This window comes from Embleya scabrispora DSM 41855 (genome assembly GCF_000372745.1).
Classification (GTDB): domain Bacteria; phylum Actinomycetota; class Actinomycetes; order Streptomycetales; family Streptomycetaceae; genus Embleya; species Embleya scabrispora.
The window spans coordinates 102,798-118,830 of record NZ_KB889665.1 but is presented as its reverse complement, the minus strand read 5'-3'; the positions used below and the strand labels follow the sequence as shown (position 1 = coordinate 118,830).

Genomic DNA, 16,033 nt, shown 5'->3' with positions numbered 1-16,033 from the left:
CCGGCGTGACCCTGCTGCCCGTCATGGCCACTGTGGTCGGTGTGGGCTTCGCGCCCTTCGCACCCTTCGCGCCCGGCGGGCTCCGCGTGACCCGCACGTCCCTGGGCGCGTACAGGTCCCGCGGGTTCGGTCCCGGCCACGTGACCCGGGCCATCCGGACGACCCGTACCGCCCGCCGGCGGCTCCGCACGGCCCGGATCCTCGTCCCGCCCGGCTCGGCCGCGCTCCATCTCGTTCCCTCCCTCGTCCACCGTCGATCTCCCATCTATACCACCCAGGGGTATAGTCAACCCTCGATCGACCCGCACTCATTCCTTGCGATTCCGGCGGAACCATCCGCATCTCGGGCCGACGGCGGTATAACCAGAGACCAGCTCCTCTCCCTCGGGAGGCAAAATGGTGCGTCAGCCACGCTCCCGCAGCGTCGACTGGTTGTGGTGGGCGACCTCGTCGGGCGAACTGCAACCCTTCCTGGACCATCCGGATCACGATCAGCAGGAAATAGCCCGGGAAAAGTCGGCGGTCGCGGTCCAACTCGCCCGCCTCGGGGACCCACTCGTGGACTGTCTCGCGGCAATCGCCCCGGACGTCCTCGCCGACGCCCTGTGGCGATTGCCCAACCCCACACGGACCGACACCCTGCGCGCGCTACGCGTACCGCCTGCCCGCCGACCGACGCCCGCGATCGCCGAACACGCGCTCAAGCGGCTGCGCAAACAGACCCCGAGCGTGCGCGGCTACACCGCGCAGGTGGTCACCCTGCCCGTGTTGCGCGTGCTGCTGCCCGCGACCCTGGACACCGACTCGGGCGCGCTGGACGGCGAAATCCTGGAAAGCCTGAAGACCACGGCGTTCACCCCGGATCTGATCAGGCTGACCGCGGTCGCCGACTGGGGGTTCAGTTGCCAGGCCGCCGCGCTGCTGCGGCTGGCGCTGACCGAGGCCGACCTCGCGTTGCCGGGGTGGCCCGCCGACGTCATCGCGGACGTGGTGGCCGCGTGTCGCCGATTCGAGGCGTTCTGCCGGGACCGCACATGCGGCGCCGGCGAGCCCCCGTCACCGCTGCGTTCACTCGACGACGCACTCGGCCGGGCCCGGGCCGCCGCCGACTCGGTGACCGCCGCCGTCGCGGCCGGTCGCGCGCCGGAGGAGGCCGACCTGACCATGCTCGGCCTCGTCGGTCCGGCCGTGGCCGAGGCTCGGGCGGCGGTCGGCGCACTGGTCGAGACCGAGGCGGACACGCTGCCCGAGGACCGGCCCGGGCTGGCCGCCGCGATCACCGCGCACGAAGCCGCGGTACATGCGCGCGACCTCGCCGGCGTGGACCGCTTCCGGCAGCTCGACGGCCCACCGGCACACGCCGCGGCGATCAGTGAACTCCGCGAGTCGGCCGCCGACCTGAGCACCCGTCACGAGAATTGGGACCCGGCCGACCGCCGCCGAGTAGCCGCCCTGGGCGACCTCGGTGGGCTGATCGACGCGATCGCGGACGACCGGGACGACGGGGTCGACGAGTTGGCCGAGACGATCCGCCCGCATCTGCCGGATCCGACGATCGTCAACGCCGCGTTACGCGGCCGGCTCTCCTGGAGCCGGACACCGACCTCGACCGCCGCGGAGGAGGCGCCGCCCGCGGCCGAGGATTCGCAATCGGCGCCGCAGACGTCGATCGGAACCGGCTCGGACTCGGGGCCGGAATCCGACTCGGGCTCCGGTACCGGGCCGGCCCCGGGGTCCGACGCGCAGCCGGCCGACGCCGACGGGGCGTCGGTGGCGGACCAGGTCGGGCCGGACGGGCCGGACGGGCCGAGGAAAGCCGTTGCGGATCGGGAGGACCAGGCGGGCCGGACGGATCGGGAGAACCGGGCAGACTCCACGGATCCGGTGGAGCCCGCCGAGCCCGTGGAGAGCGCTCCCGAACCACCGGCCGATCCCGAGTCCGCGGCGCTGATCGGCGAATCGATCGGCCGAGGCGACTACGCCTCGGCGGTGCAGGCCATGTCGACCGATGTCCCGGAACGCATATCCGCGCTGCGGGCCCTGGCCTACGCCGACGGCGCGCGCTCGGACACCGGCGCCGTCGCGGCGTCGCTGCGCGAGGAACTCGACGAGATGGCGATGCGCGCGCCCAGCCACGACCGTGCGACCCAACTGCTGACCGTGGCCGCCGCGGCGCGGGCCGCCGTACTGTGCGGACACAGCACGTACGGCCTGCTCCAGGAGGCCGCCACCGGCCTGGGCGACCTGCCCGCGGTGGCCACCCTGGCCCGACACATCGCCACCGGCTCCGCCCAGGGGCTGCTCGGCGGCACCCGCAACCTCGGTGCGCTCGAAGCACTCGCCGAGGCCGAGGCGGGCGCCGCGACGTGCGCGGCGGACGCCGCGGAGGCCCTGCTGCACCCGCGCCACCTGCGCTTCCCCCGCGCCACCTCGATCGCCCAACTGTGGTGGCGCCCCGAGGACGGCCTGCTCGGCCGACTGCTGCAACTGGCGGCCGGCAACGAGCGTCGCGACCTGGACGAGGTCGCCGAAACACTGCGCCGACTCACCAAGCACCACGAGTTGGAGAACCGACTCTCCGCGATCGACGAGGAGTTCCGCAACGGCAAGGGCCACCGCCTGGAGGGGCCGGCCAGGCGCCGACTGCTCGAGTACGCCCGCGAGTCACTGGGCACCGTGAGCCGCTGGGTGGATGCCATGCGCCGGGTCACCGAAACCGAGGCGGAGGCCGAGTCCTGGATCGCCGGCCCGCTGACCGACCTGCGACACACCCTGCTCGCCGACCGCCCGGAAGCCGAACGCGAACTCGCCGAACTCGCCGCGCACACCGGCGACCCCCTCACCGCCGGTGCCGCCCGAGCCGCCGCCGCGAGCCTGTCCGCAACCCTGGACCTCCTCGACGGCCACCCCCCGACCGGGCCGGAACCCACCCCCGAAGCCCTCCTCACCCACCCCAAACCCCCCAACCCACCCACACCCCAGTCGCGACACGGATGACAAAGCACGAGGCCACGCAACGGCGACACCGGGCTCGGCACGACGAGGCGGCGCGGCCGGCGCAAAATCGGCGAGGCGGCGCGATACAGGCCGCGTGAGAATAAAGCCGCACGAGGCCGCGAAGCGGAGGAACACGGCACAAGGCTCGGCACGGCGACGCAGCATGCCGTCGCGGGACGACCCGGGGGCGGGGCCTCGCCGGCCCATGGAGCGGGCGGCGGCAGGCAGCTCCGCGGGACGGCACGATACGAGGCGTCATGCGTAGCGCTGGACCGCAGGGGTGGCGCTACGCAAGGCCACGCGGCGACGCGGCGACAGGGCCGCTGCGGGGCCGGGGGGCCGTGGGCCATTCAAGGGACCTCTTCCTCCGGGATGATGTGCATCGCCGCCTCCTCGGCTCCGGCCGCGCCGCCGTCGATGCCGACGTCGTGGGCGATCGCCTCCGATTCGGTGTCCTCGTGGGCGCCCTCGTCGTCGGCGACCAGCCGGCCCGCCCGCGGGTCCGGGCCGCCCTCCCAGTCGTCGGAGACCACGTCGTCGAAGAAGACGTCCGGCTCCTCCTCGGCCAGCAACTGTTCCAGCGACTCGCCGCGTCGCTCCTCCGCCGGCGTGTTGCCGTACCGCTCGGCCGCCGACCAGCGGTCCGGCGGCACGATCCCGGTGTCCAGCGGGTCGTACGACAGGTCGTCGGTCGACAGCGTGTCCTCGGGGCCGAGCACACCGTCGTCGCCCGGAGTGTCCGGGGAGTCTTCGGTCTGGTCCGGAGTGTCGTCGCTCATCGCCTGCCGCCTTCCGCCGTAGTGCTCGTGCCGTGTGTCCAGGACTCGACCCTGTCCCCCGCGACCCGAGTGACTCTGCCCATCACCGGCCGGTTCATTCGGCGCCGCCCGGCCACGTCCCCCGCCTGACAGCATGTCCGGGTGCCGGAAAAACGCGTACGCGCCGCCGCCCTGACCTGCCTACTGCTCACCGCCGCCGCGTGCAGCGCGGACGGCGACGGCAGCGACGAACCAGGCATGGGCCGGGGCAGCCGCACCACCGAACCGACCGAGATCGCCGACATCCGCCCCGAGCCCGCCCTGACCGTGGACTGCCTGCACGCGATCGGCGAGCAACCCGCGCCCACGAGCTCGACCACCGTGTTCCTCGGCGACGTCGCACTGGAGACCGGTCGCAGGCTCCAGGCCGCCAGGGCCGGCGGCGCCGAATACCCGCACCCCCTGTTCGCCAAGTCCGGCCTGATGGTGCGCGACGGCGCGGTGGTCGACATCGAGGTGGTGCCGGCCCCCGGCAACGGCACGTCCATCGGGTGGGGCAACGGTCACCCCTCCGCGGGCGCCGTCCGCGTACCGGGCTGCACCACCGGCTCCGCCGAGACCTCCTGGGTGACCTTCTCCGGCGGCTACTACGTGGACCGCCCCGGCTGCGTCACCCTGGTCGTGCGCTCGCGTGGGTCGCAGACGAAAGTGCACGTCCCGGTGGGTGCCGACTGCCGAGTCGAGCACTCGGCCGATCCCACCCGCGGCTCATCCGACCGGTTGGAGACGCGACCCCCGCCGCTGGGCTCACGGCCCGCGAAACCGCTCGTTCCATCGGTGTAGACACCTCCACCCGTCTCATGCCTGAGGCTGATTTTTCCTGACGGATTTGGACGATCTTTGATCGCCGGCGCAGGGTGGTCCAGGGGGCCAGGGACGGAAGACCCGGTCCTACGGGCCGGGGAGGGAGCGGACGGAATGCACGAGGCGCAAACACGCGAGACCGGCCACGACGAGTGGCAGACCCTGCACACCGGCACCCGGGAATCGGCGGCCCGAGCGCTGCGCGCCGATCTGGCCCGCGCCGGCGTCGCCGAAGCCGATCTGGCCCGACGGGCGACCGAGGCCTGGGCCGGGTCCGTGGTGACCGTACCGAGCACCGGCCGGCAGTTCCGGGTCACCCGGGTCGACGTCCCCGCCCCGACGCTCTCGATCAGCGAACCGCAACGCACCGACGCGGAGCAGACCCTGCTCAACCGCTGACCGAGCCCGCTCCGCGCCACCCCCGGTCACCGGACCACGAAGCCGAGCGAGGCGGGACCTTCCACCGCACCCCCGCGCCGTGCTGTGCTGTCCGCCATGGTCGACGAACCCACATACCCCACGGTTCCGCACCGGCACCGAGGCGTCCCCGCCCACGAGGCGGAAGCCCGCAGCCGAGCCTTCCACGACGTGATGGCCCAACGCCGCACCGTCCGCGACTTCTCCTCCCGGCCGATCCCCGACAACGTGGTCGACTGGGCGATCCGTACCGCCGGCACCGCGCCCAGTGGCGCCAACGTGCAGCCCTGGCGCTTCGTCGTGCTCACCGACCCCGAGCGCAAGCGCCACCTGCGCGAGGCGGCCGAAAAGGAGGAGCGCGAGTTCTACGAGCACCGCGCGTCCACCGAATGGCTCGAAGCCCTGGCGCCGATCGGTACGGACTGGCGCAAGCCCTTCCTGGAGGAGGCGCCGGTCGTGATCGTCGTGTTCGAGGTACACAAGGGCCCGGACTCGCCCCGGCCGTACTACACCAAGGAGTCGGTCGGCATCGCGGTCGGTCTCCTGCTCGCGTCGCTGCACCAGGCCGGCCTGGCCACACTGACCCACACGCCGAGTCCGATGCGCTTCCTCAACGAGGTGTGCGACCGCCCGCAGGAAGAGCGCGCCGCCTACGTCATCCCGGTCGGCTACCCCGCCGAGGACGCGCGCGTCCCCGACATCCGGCGCAAGCCCCTGGAGCAGGTCGTCGTCCGGCTCTGACCACCACGAACGCCACCGCCGGACGGGCCCACCGCACGGCGCCCGTCCGGCACCGAGGACCACCGCGCCCCCGGGCCGCGGAAACCACCGAAACCCCGAAGACCACAGAGGCAACGGAGACCACGGAGACCACCGAAGAACGACGAGAAGCCACCGGATGCCACCCCACCCACACCACCCGAACACCTGCGCCGGTGCCCACCCCTCTGCGATCCTGAACCGGCACGTCCGAATCCGCATCTGCCGTACCCACGGGGGGCGTTGATGAGTGTCGTAGCCGGAAAGATCATCGACGAGTCGATCGTGATCGCCGCCGATTCCCAGGTGACCTGGGGTCAGGCGAAGACCGAGGGCACCAAGCTGTACAAGATCGGCGAGAGCCTGATCTTCGGCGGTGCCGGACTGCTGCGCGACATCAACCTGATGCGCCTGTTCCTGGACACGCACACACCCGCGTCCGCCGAGGAGCGCGACGTCCTGGAGTTCTACGCCGAGTTCGTCGAATGGGGCAAGCGCAAGCTGTCCAGCTTCGAGCCGAAGTCGGAATTCATGTTCGCTTTCGACGGCAAGCTGTTCGAGACGAGCAACGACTTCGACGTCTTCTACTACGACTATGGTGCGATCGGCTCCGGCTGGGAGTACGCGCGGGCCGCCCTGCACCTGGGCCACACCCCCACCCAGGCGGTCGGCGTCGCGTGCGACCTGACCATCTTCTGCATGCCGCCGGTGACCGAGTACCGCATACCGCGCCATCCGCAGCCGTCGCCGGGCCGTGATCACGAAGCCATCTGAATGGGACCCTTCGTCGGGTGCGCCGCAATCCGGAGCTAACCCTGTGTTTACGTGGACTCTCGTAAGCTCTCGGGTATGTCCGAACAGCCCATCCCGGCGGACCTGATCGAATTGCAGCGGGCCCGAGACGCCGCCTACGAGGCCATCGCCCGGCACGCGGGGCAGCTGACCGAAGAGGAACATGCCCGGCTGTGGGCCCGGGCCCGCGACGCCGTCGAGGCGCTGCACGCACACCCGGCGATGACCGCCGGCGGCGACCGCGCCGACCTGGTGACCCGCCTGCGCATGGCCGCCCAGGCCGCCTGAGCTCGAGGTCCCGGTGCCGGCCCGACGTCCCGACACCGACTCGTGGCCGCCGAACCGAAAAACGCCGCCGGCCGCGGCGCGGACCCCGAAGGGTCCGCGCCGCGGCCGGCGGCGAAACACAGGGTGAAGCCGGCGGCTCAGGCCCCCGCGGCGGCCTTGAGCGCGTCCACACGGTCGGTCCGCTCCCACGTGAAGTCCGGCAGGTCCCGGCCGAAGTGGCCGTACGCGGCGGTCTGCGCGTAGATCGGGCGGAGCAGGTCCAGGTCCCGGATGATCGCGGCCGGGCGCAGGTCGAACACGGTGCCCACGGCGGTCTGGATGGTCTCCACCGGCACCGACTCGGTGCCGAAGGTCTCCACGAACAGGCCGACCGGCGCGGCCTTGCCGATCGCGTACGCGACCTGCACCTCGCAGCGACGGGCGAGCCCGGCGGCCACCACGTTCTTGGCCACCCAGCGCATCGCGTACGCGGCGGAGCGGTCCACCTTCGACGGGTCCTTGCCCGAGAACGCGCCGCCACCGTGCCGGGCCATGCCGCCGTACGTGTCGATGATGATCTTGCGACCGGTCAAGCCGGCGTCGCCCATCGGGCCGCCGATCTCGAACCGGCCGGTCGGGTTGACCAGGAGGCGGTAGCCCTCGGTCTCGATGCCCAGGCCGCCCAGCTCCGGCTCCACCACGTACTCGCGGATGTCCGGCGCGAGCAGCGAGTCCAGGTCGATGTCGGCCGCGTGCTGCGACGAGACCACGACGGTGTCGAGGCGGACCGGGCGGTCGCCGTCGTACTCGATGGTGACCTGGGTCTTTCCGTCCGGACGCAGGTAGGGGATGGTCCCGTTCTTGCGCACGTCGGCCAGGCGCTTGGCCAGCCGGTGGGCGAGCGTGATCGGCAGCGGCATCAGCTCGGGCGTGTCGTCGCACGCGTAGCCGAACATCAGGCCCTGGTCGCCCGCACCCTGGCGGTCCAGCTCGTCCTCGTCGCCGTCGACCCGGTTCTCGTACGCCGTGTCGACGCCCTGGGCGATGTCGGCCGACTGTGCGCCGATGGACACCGAGACGCCACACGAGGCGCCGTCGAAGCCCTTCTTCGAGCTGTCGTAGCCGATCTCCAGGACGCGCTCGCGCACGATCGTGGGGATGTCGGCATAGCCCTGCGTCGTGACCTCGCCGGCCACATGCACCTGGCCGGTGGTGATCAGCGTCTCGACGGCGACCCGACTCTTGGGGTCTTCCTTGAGGAGCGCATCCAGGATGGAATCGCTGATCTGGTCGGCGATCTTGTCCGGGTGACCTTCGGTCACGGACTCAGAGGTGAACAGACGGCGGGACACATCGCTCCCTGGGGTTGCAGCGGCTGCTGGCTGGCAGATGGACCCGCCCGTCCGGACAGGTCGGGACGGGCGGGTCCATCCAATACTGGGCCCGAGTTTATCCCCCAGACCCCCGCCGGGGGACGGGGTGTCCCAGGACATGGACGGCGTGGCGTTGCTCACTTTGTGTGAACCCGGCGCGATCGCGCGTTCGAATCGACCGACGAACCCGCCGAAACGGGACAGCGGAACTAGGCGAAACGGGGCACGACGAGGTCCCACACCACGTCCGCCAGGTCCTCTTTCGGACCATGCGGAACCGGCGTTTCACTCCCGTCGGCGGCCAGCACGATCGCCTCGTTCACGTCGGTGCCGAAGGTCAGTTCCTCGCCCACCCGGTTGACCACGAGCAGATCGCAGCCCTTGCGGGCGAGCTTCGCGCGGCCGTTCGCGAGTACGTCGTCGGTCTCCGCGGCGAAGCCGACCACGACCTGACCGGGCCGCAGTCGGTCGCGGGCGAGTTCGGCGAGGATGTCCGGGTTCTTGACCAGCGCGATCGGCTCCGGCTCGGCGTCGGTCTTCTTGATCTTGCCGTCGACCCGGGTCGCCGGGCGAAAGTCCGCGACGGCCGCGGCCATCACCACGCAGTCCGCGTCCTCCGCCGCCTCGACCACCGCATCGCGCAGGTCGAGTGCGGTGCCCACGTGCACCACGTCGGCCCCGGCCGGGTCCGGCAGGCCGGTGTTGGCCTCGATCAGGGTGACTCGCGCGCCGCGCGCGATCGCGGTGCGGGCGAGCGCGTAGCCCTGCTTGCCGGACGAGCGGTTGCCGAGGAAGCGGACCGGGTCCAGCGGCTCGCGGGTGCCGCCGGCGGTGACCACCACGTGCCGGCCGGCCAGGTCGGGCACGCTCGACCCGCGCACGAGGGTGCGTCGGACCACCTGGAAGATCTGCTCCGGATCGGGCAGCCGCCCCTTGCCGGTGTCCTTGCCGGTCAGCCGACCCACCGCCGGCTCGATCACGATCGCACCGCGCCGGCGCAGCGTCGCGACGTTCTCCACCGTGGCCGGGTGCTCCCACATCTCGGTGTGCATCGCCGGGGCGAAGATCACCGGACATCGCGCGGTGAGCAGCGTGTTGGTGAGCAGGTCGTCGGCGAGGCCGTGTGCGGCCTTGGCGAGCATGTCGGCGGTCGCCGGGGCGACCACGACGACGTCCGCGTTCTGGCCGATCCGTACGTGCGGAACCTCGTGCACCGCGTCCCACACCCCGGTGGCCACCGGCTGCCCGGACAGTGCCGACCACGTGGCCGCGCCGACGAAGTTGAGCGCGGAGGCGGTCGGCACGACCCGGACCTCGTGCCCGGACTCGGTCAACCTGCGCAACAGTTCGCACGCCTTGTACGCGGCGATGCCGCCGGCGACGCCGAGCACGACACGGGGTCGGGATCCGGTACTCATCGCTGCTCCTGGTCCTCGTCGCGACCGGCCCGTGTTCCGACCGGCACGGCGAGCCTACGACACCACGTTTCGCGGCCCGATCTCGTGTCGCCCGGGCCGCCGTCGCCGGGGTCGGCGCCGGCCTTCGTCGTGGGCGGTCCGGTCGGGGGCGTCATCGCGGGCGGCCGGGATCTGAGTACGAGTACGGATGTCCCCTTTGGCCCGCGCTGCCAGCATCGGGAGTCGGGAGTCCATCGGGGGAGATGACGTCGATGTCGAACGAGTGGCTGCTGGACGATGCCACGCGGTGTCCGGGCTGTGCGCAGCGACTCCGCGTGCCACGCACCGAGCGCTGCCACGGGTGCGCGCTCCGGCTGGTCGGGCCGGAAGCCGACCAGCTGTGGCAGATCGGGGTGTCGGCGGCTCGGCTTCTGCGCCACCGCGAGGCCCTGCTCGAGCGTATGCGTGCCGAGGCGCGCCAGCCGCTCACCCGCCCGCCGCTGGCGCCCGCGCCGCCGCCGTCCCCGACGCCGGCGGCGACCGCGACACCACCCCCGACACCGACACCGACGACGGCACCGGTGTCACCGACCCCGTCCGCTCCCGCCCGCCCGCCGGCCGCTCGTGTTCGCGAGATGGCCGAGGTCGGGCGCCGCCGAGTCGCCCGGATCGTGCTGGGCGCGGGTGTGCTGCTCGTGGTGCTGGCCGCGGTCGTGTTCGTCGCGGTCACCTGGAATCGCACCGGCACCGGCGGCCGGGCCCTGGTGATGGCGCTCGCGCTGGTGCTGGCCGCGGCCGGCACCACGCTCGCCGAGCGGCGCGAACTGCCCGCAACCGCCGAGGCGATGGCCGCGCTGACGGTCGCCATGGGTCTGCTCGACGGCTACGCGGCGTGGGCCGCCGACCTGGCCGGCATGCGCAACGCAAGCGCGCTGCCGGTCGCGGCGGGCACCCTGCTCGCGGTCGGCGGCGCCGCGGCGCTGGGCTCGATGGTGGCGCCGCTGCGCGCGTTGCGGATCTCGGCGGCGCTGCTGCTCCAGGGTCCGCTGCCGCTGCTGATCGCCTGGTTCGGCGTGGGCAGCGCATCGCTGCTGCCGCTCGCGGTCGGGCTCGGCCTGCAGGCGGCCGTGGACGTCGTGCTGCTGCGCCGGGTCTACGCCGAGGCCGCGCGCGGCCTGCGGATCGTCGCCGAGATCAGCGTGCTCTGCTACTGGCTGACCGCGGTCACCCTGACCTTCGCCGAGGGCGCGAGCGGCGCGTCGGCAGGCACCATGCTGGGGCTCGCCGCGATCGCCGGCGGGATCGCGTTCGTCCTGCGTCGGGCTCCCGTGGTGCGGCACCTGGCGTCCGCGAGCGCGATGGCCGGCTCGCTCGCGGCCACGGCCCTGCTGCTCGCCACCCGACCCGTGGGCGACAGGTTGGATCCGCCGCTCGCGTGGACGGGCGTCGGTCTGCTGTTCGTGGTCCTGGTCGCGATGGCTCCGCTGTTCGCGGTGCCGCGCGACTTCCGGGCCGGGCCGCTCGCGGTGCTCGTACCGCTGACGGTGGCGCCCGCGTTCTGGGTGGTGGCGGCGCCGGCGGTGGCCCTGGCCGGTCCGCTGTCCTGGCCCCGCCGGTCGTGGAGCCTGGACTCGGCCGGCACCGGCAGTCGGAACGCGATCATGCCGACCACCGGCTGGGACTTCGGCGCGGCGCCGCTCGTCCTGCTGCCCGCGGCGGCGCTCGTCGCGCTGACCGCCGTCACCCTGCTGCGCGGCCGGCCCGGACATACGCCCGTCCTGATGACCGGCGCGGTCGCCGTCGAGGGGTTGTTCGTGGTGCTGCCGCCGGCCCTGGACCTGCCGTTGTGGGCTGCGCTCGGCTGGCATCTGGTGGTGGCCCTCGGCTGGGGCTGCGCCTGGCGGGTACGACCGTTGCTGCCCCTGGTCGGTCTGGCGCACGGCGGGTTGGCCCTTGTGTGGGCGACGGCGCACCCGCTGACCTCGATCGTGGTCTGGGCAGTCGTCGCCGCCGGCCTCACGATCACCGCCGTCCTGTCGCCGGGACGGCCCGCGCCCGAGCCGAGCCCGCAAGCCGCGCCGAAGCGCACTGCGGCGACCGGCGATCACGTATCGGTACAAGCCGCCGCCAACCTCTTCGAACCGATCGAGGAGTCGACCGCCTCGCCGACCCGGCAGGCCACCACAACTCCGAGCAGCCCACCCGAAATCAGCACGATCATCCCGGATATCCCGAGTGCCCCGGACACCTCGGCCCATCCACCGCACGACGCCGACGACCCGTACGCCGTGCCGCCGACCCGCCCCGCCGGCGACGGCCCGACCAACCCATCCGAGCACGGCACTCCGCTCCCGGCCCGCCACCTGATCCGTCCCCTCGCCGCCGCCTTCGCCCTCGCCCTCGCCGGCGTCGACGCGGCGATGACCGTGGCGCACGCGGGTGCCTCGTCGGCGCTGGTCGGCTTCGTCCCGGCCCTGCTCTTCGCCCTGGTCACCCTGGTCGCACTCACCCTGCGCCCCACCGCCCCGGTCGCCCGGGCCCTGACCCTGGTCGGCAGCACCGGCTGGGCGATCGGCACCCTCGCCACGTCCCGCGCCCCGGGCCAACTCGCCGTGAGCCTCACCGCGGCCCTGCTGGTGGGCCTGGCCGGCGCCGTCCGTGACCTGCCCGGCATCCGGCCGGCGTGGGCCGGGGCAGCCGCCCTGTGGTGGGTGTGCGCCGTCGCGGCCGGCACGCACGCCATGGGGGCGGATCGGCCCGGCACCGCGCTCGCCGCCGTGATCGCCGCCGCCCTGCTGTTCCCGCTCGCCATCGCCTGCGCCGGCCGGGCCGGCGTGGCCGTCGCACTGGAGGGCACGGGGGCCGCGACCCTGCTCGGCACGCTTGTGGTCGGCCGGGAAGCCTCGCCCGTCGCATTCGCGATCGCGGCGGCGGCCACCCTGTGCGGCGCGCTGTTCGGCCGCACGACGTTGCGACCCGGGTGGGCACCCGCGACCGCCGTGCTGCTGTACGCCACGACGGCGGCCACGCTGTACCGGCTCGACGTCGGCGTGTCCGGCCAAGCGGTGGCCGGCGCGTGCGCGGCGGCCATCCTGCTCGTGGTCGCCACGTACCTGCACGATCTGCCGATGGCCGCGCTCATGATCGAAGGCGTTGCCGTGTTCGCGGCGGCCGTTTCGATCGCGCAGTCCGGCGGCCTGCTGCCGGTCGCGCTCGCCGCCGTCACCGCAGGCACGCTGCACAGCGCGCTTCGCGGGCACGGCGAGACCCGCCCGGTCTGGGCGCCCGCCACCGTCGTGCTGTTCACCGCGACGGTGCCGGCGACGCTGCACCGCCTCGACGCGGCGGACACCGCGACCGCCCTGGCCGCGGTGGGCACGGCCGCCCTCCTGTACATCGCCGCCGCCCGGCTCCCCCGCCCCGCCCCGGCGGCCACGCTCGCCGCCGCGGCATGCGTCCTCGCCGCCGGCATCGCGACCGCCGCCGTGGCTCCCGAGCAGATCTGGCTCGCCCTGGCCGGGGCCGGCCTCGCCGCGTCGACCACCCCGGCCGGGCCGCTGCGCACGCCCGCCCGACTCGCCGCCATGCCAATGCTGTTCGCCGCCTACTGGGTCCGACTGGCGCTGCTCGACGTCACGCGTCCGGAGGCGTACACCGTCCCGCTCGGCCTCGCCCTGCTGGCCGAGGGCCTGCTTCGCCGGCGGACCCACCCGGACACCAACTCGTGGGCCGCGTACGGCGGGCCGATCGCGGTGTTGCTGCTGCCCTCGCTCCCGCTCGCGGTGAGCCAGGGCGAGCCGATCCGGCCGAGCCTGCTGGGCGTGGCGGCGATCGCCACACTTCTGGTCGGCGCCCGCTTCCGACTCCAGGCGCCGCTGTTCCTGGGCGCGGCGGTGCTGGCCACAGTCGGGCTCGTGCACCTGCTGCCGCACCTGTCGCCGGTGTACGACGCGGTGCCGCGCTGGGCCGTCCTCGGCACGGCGGGCCTGCTCCTGATCGTGATCGGCGCCGGCTACGAACGCCGCCTGCGCGACCTCAAGCGCCTGCGCCGCGCGGTGGGGCGACTCGGCTAGGGCGTGTCCGGCGCACCACGTACCGAAGCGACCGCGACAACCCGAGCCACCCGAACAGCCGAGCGGTCGAAGCAACCCGAGCACCGGCCGGGCCCCGGTGCGGTCGGCCGAAAGCCCGCCGCGCCGACCGACCCACCGCCCTGCCCACTCACCGACCGCCTCAGGTAAGCGTCCGCAGCTCGTCCAGCACCTCGGACACGCACGCCGGGTCGGCCCGATAGGGCAGGTAGAACCCCAGGCGGTCGGCGACACCGTGGGCGCGCGCGGCCAGTTGGGCCGCGACGTCCTTGGGTTCGCCGATCGCCACCACCCGGCCGAGCAGCGTGTCGTCGATGGCGTGCGGGATGTCCGGCCAGCGGCCGGCCCGGATCAGCGCGTGCAACTCGGCCTGCAGCGGCCCGTAGCCCTCCACGTCGAGCACCGGCCGGTAGGCGGGGGTGGAGGCGTAGAACGCGACCATCGCCCTGGCCCCCTTCAGCGCCGCGCGCATCTCCTCCTCGGTGCGCCCGGCGGCGACGATCACGTCGAGCATCACCGAGAACTGCTCCCGGGTGCGTTCGGAGAGCACCAGGCCGTCGGTCACCGCGTCGGTGACCGGACCACGCACGAACAGGTCGGTGTTGAGCGGGTGCACGAGCAGCCCGTCCGCGTGCTCGGCGACCATGGTCGTCATCCGCCGACCCACCCCACCCGCGAGCAGCGGCGGCAGCCCGTACGGGTTCGGCCCCGGTCGCAGCGTCGGCGGCATCAGCGTGAGGTCGAAGAACTCGCCGTGGAAGTCCAGCGGCGTCTCCTGCTGCCAGCAGGTGAGTACCGCGCGGACCGCGCGCAACGTCTCCGCCATCCGGGCCACCGGGCGCGACCACTTCGCGCCGTATCGGCGTTCGATGTGTGCCTGGATCTGGGTGCCCAGGCCGAGGCGGAATCGGCCGTGCGAGGCCAGATGCAGGTCGTACGCGGTGTGCGCGAGGTGGGTGGGGCTGCGCGGGAAGGCCACCGCGATGTTGGTCATGATGTCCACGCCCGCCGCGGCGGCCGGTACCAGCGGCAGGAACACGTCGGTGGGGCCTTCGAAGGTGAACACCCCGTCGAAGCCCGCCTCGCCCAGTTCCCGGGCCCGGTCGCCGGCCCGGCTCAGCGGCACATCCAGCAAGGTGTCCACCGGCAGCGCACGCCTGCCGGCCTTCGGCGGCTGCGCGCCGCTCTCGATCCGGTCCACCCTCGTCGCCCACCCTCCGGATCGCTCGCGCGTCGCGCGTGTCGCCGCCCAGAGGTACGCCATCTGCCGTGAAGGGTCAAGGCGCGTGGTCGGGACGCGGCGTGTGCGAGTCGAGACGCACGAAGGGCCCGACGGAACACCGTCGGGCCCTTCGCGTCGAGCAGTTCAGCGATACAGCGCAGATAACGGCGCCGTCGAGTCGCGCGACTCGCTCAGCCCTCGATGGGCTCGGCGGTCAGCATGCCCGAGTTGATCTCGCGCAGCGCGATCGACAGCGGCTTCTCGTGCACGTGCGTGTCCACGAGCGGACCCACGTATTCCAGCAGGCCCTCGCCGAGCTGCGAGTAGTAGGCGTTGATCTGCCGAGCACGCTTCGCCGCGTAGATGACGAGGCTGTACTTGGAGTCGGTCGCCTCCAAGAGCTCGTCGATGGGCGGGTTGATGATGCCCTCGGGTGCGGTGGAAGAAGCTGACAAGGCGGGGGCCCTTCGAAAAGCTGTGAAAGCTGTGGGTGAAAGTCGGGCTGCCTGTCGGCTATCGGGCAGCCCGGACGATCAAGATACGTTCATCAAGGCTAGCAGTTCGCGTACGACGTCTTCGACGGACGTGTTGACCAGCGTCACGTCGAATTCGGATTCCGCGGCCAACTCGACCTTCGCGGCGGCCAGGCGCCGCTCGATGACTTCGGGGGATTCGGTCCCCCGGCCCACCAGACGGCGGACCAACTCGTCCCACGAGGGCGGGGCGAGGAACACCAGGCGTGCCTCGGGCATCGCCTGCCGTACCTGCCGGGCGCCCTGCAGGTCGATTTCGAGCAGGGTCGGAACGTCGGCGTCAAGCCGTTCGAGCACGGGCAGTCGCGGGGTCCCATATCGGTTCCCGGCGAATTCGGCCCATTCGAGCAGTTCATCCGAGGCGATCAGCTTGTCGAACTGATCGCCGTCGGTGAAGTGGTACTCCACACCGTCGCTCTCCCCTGGACGGGGCTTGCGTGTGGTCGCGGACACAGACAGCCAAACCTCGGGGTGACGGCGGCGCAGGTCTGCGACCACCGTGCTCTTGCCGACCCCGGAGGGGCCGGAGAGCACGGTGAGTCGACGGGTGCCGTGCACGGTAC

The 16,033-nt window shown here is 72.8% G+C and carries 13 protein-coding genes; 7 read left to right on the top strand and 6 right to left on the bottom strand.

The features are described 5' to 3' along the window. Positions 1-396: 396 nt before the first annotated feature. Positions 397-2,997 (top strand): hypothetical protein, encoded by a 2,601-nt coding sequence (locus A3IC_RS55425; RefSeq protein WP_158696014.1) that lies wholly within the window; start codon positions 397-399, stop codon positions 2,995-2,997. A 350-nt stretch (positions 2,998-3,347) separates the two neighbouring features. Here the strand turns inward: A3IC_RS55425 and A3IC_RS0119885 are convergent, their stop codons facing one another. Beyond that, a complete protein-coding gene (locus tag A3IC_RS0119885) occupies positions 3,348-3,776 on the bottom strand; it encodes a DUF5709 domain-containing protein (RefSeq protein WP_020551802.1) in 429 nt (142 codons plus the stop codon). Between the two features lie 141 nt (positions 3,777-3,917). Here A3IC_RS0119885 and A3IC_RS62435 point away from each other — a divergent pair, with 141 nt between their 5' ends. From A3IC_RS62435 to A3IC_RS0119860, 5 genes are all read left to right on the top strand, one after another. Further along, the gene (locus A3IC_RS62435; RefSeq protein ID WP_020551801.1) at positions 3,918-4,598 is read left to right on the top strand and encodes a hypothetical protein; all 681 of its coding nucleotides are present in this window, start codon (positions 3,918-3,920) and stop codon (positions 4,596-4,598) included. Between the two features lie 135 nt (positions 4,599-4,733). Further along, positions 4,734-5,018, top strand: a complete 285-nt coding sequence (locus A3IC_RS0119875; protein WP_020551800.1) for a hypothetical protein — start codon at positions 4,734-4,736, stop codon at positions 5,016-5,018. Between the two features lie 96 nt (positions 5,019-5,114). Further along, positions 5,115-5,777 (top strand): nitroreductase family protein, encoded by a 663-nt coding sequence (locus A3IC_RS0119870; RefSeq protein ID WP_026218486.1) that lies wholly within the window; start codon positions 5,115-5,117, stop codon positions 5,775-5,777. A gap of 264 nt (positions 5,778-6,041) precedes the next feature. Further along, positions 6,042-6,569, top strand: coding sequence for an Ntn hydrolase family protein (locus tag A3IC_RS0119865; RefSeq protein WP_020551798.1), 528 nt, complete (start codon positions 6,042-6,044; stop codon positions 6,567-6,569). A 75-nt stretch (positions 6,570-6,644) separates the two neighbouring features. Next, a complete protein-coding gene (locus A3IC_RS0119860; RefSeq protein ID WP_020551797.1) occupies positions 6,645-6,875 on the top strand; it encodes a hypothetical protein in 231 nt (76 codons plus the stop codon). A 137-nt stretch (positions 6,876-7,012) separates the two neighbouring features. Here A3IC_RS0119860 and metK read toward each other — a convergent pair whose 3' ends face one another. Both metK and coaBC read right to left on the bottom strand, forming a co-directional pair. Continuing rightward, positions 7,013-8,206, bottom strand: coding sequence for a methionine adenosyltransferase (metK, locus tag A3IC_RS0119855; protein WP_026218485.1), 1,194 nt, complete (start codon positions 8,204-8,206; stop codon positions 7,013-7,015). 230 nt (positions 8,207-8,436) lie between these two features. Beyond that, positions 8,437-9,645, bottom strand: coding sequence for a bifunctional phosphopantothenoylcysteine decarboxylase/phosphopantothenate--cysteine ligase CoaBC (gene coaBC, locus A3IC_RS0119850; protein WP_040876873.1), 1,209 nt, complete (start codon positions 9,643-9,645; stop codon positions 8,437-8,439). 251 nt (positions 9,646-9,896) lie between these two features. On the opposite strand from coaBC, the gene A3IC_RS0119845 reads away from it, so the two are divergent. Next, positions 9,897-13,697 (top strand): SCO7613 C-terminal domain-containing membrane protein, encoded by a 3,801-nt coding sequence (locus tag A3IC_RS0119845; protein ID WP_040876872.1) that lies wholly within the window; start codon positions 9,897-9,899, stop codon positions 13,695-13,697. Positions 13,698-13,857: 160 nt separating this feature from the next. Here the strand turns inward: A3IC_RS0119845 and A3IC_RS0119840 are convergent, their stop codons facing one another. The 3 genes from A3IC_RS0119840 to gmk all read right to left on the bottom strand — a co-directional run bounded on the left by A3IC_RS0119840 (position 13,858) and on the right by gmk (position 16,028). Then, positions 13,858-14,916, bottom strand: a complete 1,059-nt coding sequence (locus A3IC_RS0119840; RefSeq protein WP_020551793.1) for a TIGR03617 family F420-dependent LLM class oxidoreductase — start codon at positions 14,914-14,916, stop codon at positions 13,858-13,860. 212 nt (positions 14,917-15,128) lie between these two features. Then, complete coding sequence (rpoZ, locus tag A3IC_RS0119835) at positions 15,129-15,392, bottom strand: DNA-directed RNA polymerase subunit omega (RefSeq protein ID WP_020551792.1); 264 nt, start codon at positions 15,390-15,392, stop codon at positions 15,129-15,131. A gap of 78 nt (positions 15,393-15,470) precedes the next feature. Beyond that, positions 15,471-16,028 (bottom strand): guanylate kinase, encoded by a 558-nt coding sequence (gene gmk / locus A3IC_RS0119830; protein WP_040876892.1) that lies wholly within the window; start codon positions 16,026-16,028, stop codon positions 15,471-15,473. Between the last annotated feature and the right edge of the window lie 5 nt (positions 16,029-16,033).

Bases quoted from the DNA above. Each gene is read 5' to 3' on its own strand.
- A3IC_RS55425 (WP_158696014.1), top strand. From the start codon at position 397: ATGGTGCGTCAGCCACGCTCCCGCAGCGTCGACTGGTTGTGGTGGGCG.
- A3IC_RS0119885 (WP_020551802.1), bottom strand. From the start codon at position 3,776: ATGAGCGACGACACTCCGGACCAGACCGAAGACTCCCCGGACACTCCG.
- A3IC_RS0119875 (WP_020551800.1), top strand. From the start codon at position 4,734: ATGCACGAGGCGCAAACACGCGAGACCGGCCACGACGAGTGGCAGACC.
- A3IC_RS0119870 (WP_026218486.1), top strand. From the start codon at position 5,115: ATGGTCGACGAACCCACATACCCCACGGTTCCGCACCGGCACCGAGGC.
- A3IC_RS0119865 (WP_020551798.1), top strand. From the start codon at position 6,042: ATGAGTGTCGTAGCCGGAAAGATCATCGACGAGTCGATCGTGATCGCC.
- A3IC_RS0119860 (WP_020551797.1), top strand. From the start codon at position 6,645: ATGTCCGAACAGCCCATCCCGGCGGACCTGATCGAATTGCAGCGGGCC.
- coaBC (WP_040876873.1), bottom strand. From the start codon at position 9,645: ATGAGTACCGGATCCCGACCCCGTGTCGTGCTCGGCGTCGCCGGCGGC.
- A3IC_RS0119845 (WP_040876872.1), top strand. From the start codon at position 9,897: ATGTCGAACGAGTGGCTGCTGGACGATGCCACGCGGTGTCCGGGCTGT.